The following is a 6,684-nucleotide window of genomic DNA, read 5'->3' on the forward strand; positions in this document are numbered from 1 at the left end:
GGCCGCCGGGCGGCCCGCCCCCTCCTCACCCGACTGCGGGTGTCGTTACGGCTGCGGAGCGGCGTGCGGGGCGCACGTCTGGTCCGTGGCGTCCAGCTCACCGGTCAGCAGGTATGCCTCGACCTTGGGGTTGAGGCACGGGTTGACCAGGTTGGTGATGCCGTGCGAGCCGGCGTCCTTCTCCGTGATCAGACGCGAGCCCTTGAACCGCTTGTGCAGCTCGACGGCGCCCTCGTACGGGGTGGCGGCGTCGCGCTCGGACTGGGTGATGAGCACGGGCGGCAGGCCCTTGTTCGTCTTCACCACGGTGGGGCGCGCGCTCGGACCCGACCAGGTCGCGCAGGGCAGGTTCATCCAGGCGTTGGACCAGGTCATGAACGGGTACTGCTCGTGGAGGCGGGAGTTGTCCCGGTCCCACTTCTTCCAGCTGGTCGGCCAGGGGGCGTCGGCGCACTCGACCGCGGTGTACACGGCGTTGCTGTTCTCCGAGGCGATGTTGCCGGCCGTGTCGGTGAGGTCGGCGGCCGCGTTGTCGATCAGCGGCTGCGGGTCACCGGCGGCGTACGCGCTCCACGCCTCGGCCACCGGGGCCCACATGGAGTCGTAGTACGGGGCGTTCTGGAAGAAGCCGATGAGCTCGGACGGGCCGACCTTGCCGCCGAGGGGCGCCTTCTTGGCATCGGCGCGCAGGATGGTCCACTGCTGGCGGACCTCCGCCAGGGTGTCGCCGAGGTGGTACGTGGCGTCGTTCTGGGCGACCCAGGTCATCCAGTCGGTGAGCCGGCCCTCGAAGGCGATGTCCTGGCCGAGGTTGGCCTCGTACCAGATGTTGCGCGTCGAGGGGTTCACGACGCTGTCCAGGACCATGCGGCGGACGTGCGTCGGGAACAGGGTGCCGTAGACCGCGCCCAGGTAGGTGCCGTACGAGACGCCGACGAAGTTCAGCTTCTTCTCGCCGAGGGCGGCCCGGACGACGTCGAGGTCGCGCGCGGTGTTGGGCGTGGTCATGAAGGGCAGCATGTCGCCGCTCTTCTCGGCGCAGCCCTTCGCGTACTCGGCGGCGAGCTTGCGCTGGGCGCGCTTGTCGGCCTCGCTGTCGGGGACCGGGTCGGCCTTGGGGCCCTTGACGAACTCGGTCGGGTCGACGCAGGAGATGGGCGCCGAGTGGCCGACACCGCGCGGGTCGAAGCCCACGAAGTCGTATGCCTTGGCGGCGTTCGCCCAGATCTTGTTCTTGGTGGTGACCCGGCGCGGGAAGCGCAGGCCGGAGCCGCCGGGGCCGCCCGGGTTGTAGAGCAGGGCGCCCTGGCGCTCGGCCGGGGTGCCGGTGGCGTTGATGCGGTCGACCGCGATCTTGATCTTCTTGCCGTTGGGCTTGGCGTAGTCGACCGGGACGGTGACCCAGCCGCACTGGATCGGCTTCTCCAGGCCCCAGTCCGCCGGACAGTCCTGCCAGTCGATGCCCGTCTGGGCGGCGCGGGCGGCGGCGACGGCGACGCCGATCGACTCCGCGTCGCGCAGGTGCCGGCTGTCGGCGTTCGCCGCCGGGGCGGCGATCGCGCCCGCGACAAGCGTGCCCGCTATCAGAGTGCCGGCCGAACCGAGCACTGCAGTACGTCTCAATGGTCCTCCCCCAGGGTGGGCGCCGCCCCCGTGGCAGCGCCGCGTATCGGGTTGTCCCGGGGATCCTTTCGTCCCTGGGGCACACGATGAAAGAGCGAACGCCTGTTTCTTTACCGAACCAATAACCGGTGAGAGGTGTACCGCTGAGCGGTCACCCGAAGGAGCCGGTCAGAACGGGGCGAGCTCGGCCAGGGCCGCGTCGAGGACGCGGCGCAGCACGCGGGCGTCGGGGGCGACGGCCGAGACGAGCGCGGCGGGCCCCGCCAACGGCGTGATGGCGGCGAGCTCACCGACCGGCCGGGGCTCCACCGGCTTCTCCTCGAACGCGGGATCGACGACGAGCAGTTGACCGGTGGCACGGTGGCCGCCGAGGACCGCCCCGCCGTCCCAGCCCCCGGCGACCCCCGGGCCGAAGGCCAGCTCCTGGTCGAGCAGCGGGCGTCCGGCGCGGCGGACGGTGAGCCGGGTGACGAGGGTCCCGGACGGTTCGCCGTGCCGGCCCAGGATCTGCTCCTCGCGCAGGACCAGCCGGGCCGTGGCGGCGAGTTCGGCCGTCGTCCGCATCCGCAGGTCCGAGCCCTGGACGGAGACCAGCTGCTCGGGCAGCCAGCGGAGCTCGCCCCCCGCACCGACGACGATCCGGACGTCGTACGCGGCGGGCTCGGCGCTCCGGCCGGGCAGGGCGAGGGTGGCGGCGGCCGAGTCGACCAGCAGCCGGGCCCCGTCGCGTACCTCGGTCTCGATCGCCAGGCGGTCCCCGCCGAGCGGGGCGCTCATCGCCCCGACGACGGTGACACGGGTGCGGGGGCCGACTGCCCGGGTGCGGCGCAGGGCCAGGGGGCCGTCGCTGACGAGGAGCGGAAGGCCGCCGTCGGCGGTCGCGGCGATCCGGGCGGTGGCGCGCAGGCTCACGCGGTCCAGGCCCCCAGCTGGGCCCGGACCCAGTCGGCGACGGGCCCGATGCCGTTCTCGGCGCGCAGCGAGGTGAAGGCGACGGGCAGGTCTCCGCGCTGCTCCTCGGCGTCGCGGGCCATCCGCGCCAGGTCGGAGCCGACGTGGGGGGCGAGGTCGGTCTTGTTGACGACCAGGAGGTCGGCGGTGGTGACGCCGGGTCCGCCCTTGCGGGGGATGTCGTCTCCGCCGGCCACGTCGATGACGAAGATCTGGGCGTCGACCAGTCCCTTGGAGAAGGTGGCGGTGAGGTTGTCGCCGCCGGACTCGACGAGGATCAGGTCGAGCGGTCCGACGGTGTCCTCGAGGTCCTCGACGGCTTCGAGGTTGGCGGAGATGTCGTCGCGGATGGCGGTGTGCGGGCAGGCGCCGGTCTCGACGGCCTGGATGCGCTCGGGCGGCAGGACGGCGTTGCGGAGCAGGAACTCGGCGTCCTCGCGGGTGTAGATGTCGTTGGTGACGACCGCGAGGCTGAGGGTGTCGCGCAGTTCCCGGCAGAGGGCGGCGACGGTCGCGGTCTTGCCGGAGCCGACCGGTCCGCCGAGCCCGATGCGCAGGGCGCGGCGGGTGCCGTCGGGGCGGTGGGCGTCGGCGGAGACGGCGCCGTGGTGGGTGTGGCCGTGGTCGAGGTGCATGGGGCGGCTCCTGGGGGGGGTGGGCGGGTGTCAGGACGCGAAGAGGCGGACGGGCCAGGCCGCGTGCTGCTCCGCGGTGATGTCGAGGAGGGGTGCGGAGGCGGCGGGCAGCGCGTCGACGCCCCCGCGGGCGGCGGCCACCGCCTGCTCGGCGACCCGGTCCATCTCGGGGGCGAGGCGGGCGAGGACGGCGGTGGCCTGGTAGGGGTCGAGGCCGAGCAGGCGGACGACGGCCGTCGTCGGGCCGCCGACCGTCTCGTACGCGACGCAGTGCGCGGCGTCCCGCGGCCCGAGTCCGGCGGCCCTGGCCGCGGTGCCGAGCACGACGGGCTGGTGGGCGCCGCGCGGGAACGCGGCCGCCAGCGCGTCGAGTTCGGGCCCGGGCCAGGTGGCGCGGGCGGCCCGCATCAGCTGGCGGCCGAGTCTGCGGGAGGCGGCGCGGAGTGCGGCCGAGGGGGTACGGGCGTCGGCGGCCGCGTCGAGCTCGTCCGGGTCGAGTCCGTGCGCGGCGCCGGCGGCGAGCGCGGCGGAGGTCAGGCCCGTGGTGTGCAGCCGCCCGCGGCAGAAGGACTCCAGGTCGGCGGCGCCGGTGATGCGGCCGGCCCGGACGGCGGCCTCGGCGCCGCCGGAGTGGGCGTGCCCGCCGGCGGGGAACCGCCCGTCGGCGAGCACGAGGAGAGCCGATCGTGACGTCATCGCGGCCCGCTCAGAAGAGGAAGTAACGCTGGGCCATGGGCAGTTCGACGGCGGGTGCCGGTTCGACCGGCTCGCCGTCGATGGTCACCGAGAAGGTGTCGGCGTCGACCTCGACCCGGGGCATGGCGTCGTTCTCCCGCATGTCGGCCTTGGTGACCCGGCGGGTGGAGCCGATGGCGGTGAACTCCTTGTGCAGCCCGAGCCTGCGGGGCAGATCGTCCTCGATCGCCGCCTGGGCGACGAAGTTGACCGATCCGGCCGCCGCCGCCCTGCCGAGGGCGCCGAACATCGGGCGGGGCAACACCGGCTGGGGCGTGGGAATGGAGGCGTTGGCGTCGCCCATCTGCGCGTACGCGATCTGGCCGCCCTTGAGGACGGTGAGCGGCTTCACCCCGAAGAACGCGGGCTCCCACAGGACCAGGTCGGCGAGCTTGCCGGGCTCGACCGAGCCGATGAGGTGGTCCATGCCCTGGGCGACGGCGGGGTTGATCGTGTACTTGGCGACGTAGCGGCGGGCCCGGTGGTTGTCGGCGCGGCCGTCGCCGGGCAGGGCGCCGCGCCGCTTCTTCATGACGTGGGCGGTCTGCCAGGTCCGCATGATCACCTCGCCGATCCGGCCCATGGCCTGGGAGTCGGAGGAGATGATCGAGATGGCGCCCAGGTCGTGGAGGACGTCCTCGGCCGCGATGGTGGAGGGCCGGATGCGGGACTCGGCGAAGGCGAGGTCCTCGGGGACGGCCGGGTTGAGGTGGTGGCAGACCATCAGCATGTCGAGGTGCTCCTCGATGGTGTTGACGGTGTGCGGCCGGGTCGGGTTGGTCGAGCTCGGGAGGATGTACGGCTCGGAGACGACGGTGATGATGTCGGGTGCGTGCCCGCCGCCCGCGCCCTCCGTGTGGTACGCGTGGACCGTGCGGCCGGCGATGGCGGCGAGGGTGTCGCCGACGAAGCCGGCCTCGTTCAGGGTGTCGGTGTGGATGGCGAGCTGGGCGCCGGTCTCCTCGCAGACGCCGAGACAGGCGTCGATGACGGCCGGGGTGGCCCCCCAGTCCTCGTGGATCTTGAATCCGAGGGCTCCGCCGCGCAGTTGGGAGTACATGGCGTCGCGGGACATCGTGTTGCCCTTGCCGAGCAGTCCGATGTTGACGGGGAAGGTGTCCAGGGCCTCGAACATGCGGGCCAGGTGCCAGGGGCCGGGCGTGACCGTGGTCGCCTTGGTGCCCTCGGCCGGTCCGGTGCCCCCGCCGACGAGGGTGGTGACGCCGGTGGCGAGGGCCTGCTCGACGACGGTCGGGGAGATGAAGTGGACGTGGGCGTCGACGGCTCCGGCGGTGACGATCCGCCCGTTGCCGACGATGATCTCGGTCTCGGGTCCGATGACGAGGTCGGGGTGGACGCCGTCCATGGTGTCGGGGTTCCCGGCCTTGCCGAGGGCCGTGATCCGGCCGTCGCGGATGCCGATGTCGGCCTTGACGACGCCCCAGTGGTCGATGATCACGGCGCCGGTGACCACGGTGTCGGGGGCGCCCTCGGCCCGGGTGGTCCGGGCCTGTCCCATGGACTCGCGGACGACCTTGCCGCCGCCGAAGACGGCCTCCTCGCCGGCGCGTCCCGGGCCGCCGCAGCGGTCCTCCTCGATCTCGACGAGCAGGTCGGTGTCGGCGAGGCGGATGCGGTCGCCGGTCGTGGGGCCGAACAGGTCGGCGTAGACGGCGCGGTGCAGCTCAGGCACGGGGGGCTCCGTTCGTGTCCGGGTCCACCGGGTGCGATGCCGCCGGGTCCGGGTCCGTGGGCGGCGGGTCCAGCGGGCCGGCGGTCGCGCCGCGCAGGCCGGGCACGATCCGGCGGCCGGCCAGGGGCACCAGCTCGACCTCGACGGGGATGCCGGGCTCGAAGCGGACGGCGGTCCCGGCGGCGATGTGCAGCCGCAGGCCGTACGCGGCGGCGCGGTCGAACTCCAGGCCGGGGTTGACCTCGGCGAAGTGGTAGTGGGAGCCGACCTGGACGGGCCGGTCCGCGGCGTTGAGCACGGTGAGGCGGGTGACGGGGCGTCCCTCGTTGAGGGCTACGGGGCCGTCCCCGTACAGGATTTCTCCGGGGATCATCTGCGGCCGCCCCGTTCAGACGATGGGGTCGTGGACGGTGACGAGCTTGGTGCCGTCCGGGAAGGTGGCCTCGACCTGGACGTCGTGGATCATCTCCGGGATGCCGTCCATGACCTCGTCGCGGGTGAGCACCTTGCGTCCGGAGGCCATCAGCTCCGCGACGGTCCTGCCGTCCCGGGCGCCTTCCAGGATGTGGGAGGTGAGGAGGGCGACGGCTTCGGGGTGGTTGAGGCGGACGCCCCGGGCCCGGCGCTTCTCGGCCACGTCGGCCGCCACATGGATGAGCAGGCGTTCCTGCTCGTGCGGGCTCAGTTGCACTCTTCCACCTCACAGTCGTCGACCGGGACGGCACCCGGACAGCTGCGGACCCTACCGACCTTCAACACTGTGTTGAACGGCGAAGATGCGGCGCGCGGCGAGACATTGCACGTTAGGGCGGAAGTTTTTCCGGCTCGTTAACTGCGGCTTTGCATTTTGATGATCATCGGCCCGGATCGGCCTCCGGGCGATCGCCGAGTGGCGCGATGTATACGGCGCAGATAGACGGTGCAGGCATACGGCGCAGGCGCCTGGACCCCGATTCTCGCGCCCCGAACGGCCGCGGGGCCCCCACCCCGGCGGGGGGGGGGGCCCCGGCCGTTTGGGGGGCCCCCCACGAACCCCCCCCCGCGCGC

7 protein-coding genes are annotated in these 6,684 nt (G+C 73.1%); all 7 read right to left on the bottom strand.

What is annotated here, in order from left to right; translation table 11 throughout:
- Positions 1-45: 45 nt before the first annotated feature.
- Complete coding sequence (locus ACFVZH_RS13395; RefSeq protein ID WP_384896376.1) at positions 46-1,623, bottom strand: alpha/beta hydrolase; 1,578 nt, start codon at positions 1,621-1,623, stop codon at positions 46-48.
- Positions 1,624-1,791: 168 nt separating this feature from the next.
- Complete coding sequence (locus ACFVZH_RS13400; RefSeq protein ID WP_384896378.1) at positions 1,792-2,535, bottom strand: urease accessory protein UreD; 744 nt, start codon at positions 2,533-2,535, stop codon at positions 1,792-1,794.
- The gene (ureG, locus tag ACFVZH_RS13405) at positions 2,532-3,209 is read right to left on the bottom strand and encodes an urease accessory protein UreG (protein ID WP_384896380.1); all 678 of its coding nucleotides are present in this window, start codon (positions 3,207-3,209) and stop codon (positions 2,532-2,534) included. Before ureG ends, ACFVZH_RS13400 begins: the two co-directional genes overlap by 4 nt.
- Before the next feature lie 30 nt (positions 3,210-3,239).
- On the bottom strand, positions 3,240-3,905 hold the full coding sequence (locus ACFVZH_RS13410; RefSeq protein WP_384896382.1) for an urease accessory protein UreF: 666 nt from the start codon (positions 3,903-3,905) through the stop codon (positions 3,240-3,242).
- Positions 3,906-3,915: 10 nt separating this feature from the next.
- Complete coding sequence (locus tag ACFVZH_RS13415; protein ID WP_384896384.1) at positions 3,916-5,637, bottom strand: urease subunit alpha; 1,722 nt, start codon at positions 5,635-5,637, stop codon at positions 3,916-3,918.
- A complete protein-coding gene (locus tag ACFVZH_RS13420) occupies positions 5,630-6,010 on the bottom strand; it encodes an urease subunit beta (RefSeq protein WP_384896386.1) in 381 nt (126 codons plus the stop codon). The genes ACFVZH_RS13415 and ACFVZH_RS13420 overlap by 8 nt, the downstream gene beginning before the upstream one ends.
- Positions 6,011-6,025: 15 nt before the next feature.
- Positions 6,026-6,328, bottom strand: a complete 303-nt coding sequence (locus ACFVZH_RS13425) for an urease subunit gamma (protein ID WP_033201785.1) — start codon at positions 6,326-6,328, stop codon at positions 6,026-6,028.
- Positions 6,329-6,684 lie beyond the last annotated feature (356 nt).

This window comes from Streptomyces sp. NPDC059534, from assembly GCF_042743475.1.
Lineage (GTDB): Bacteria > Actinomycetota > Actinomycetes > Streptomycetales > Streptomycetaceae > Streptomyces.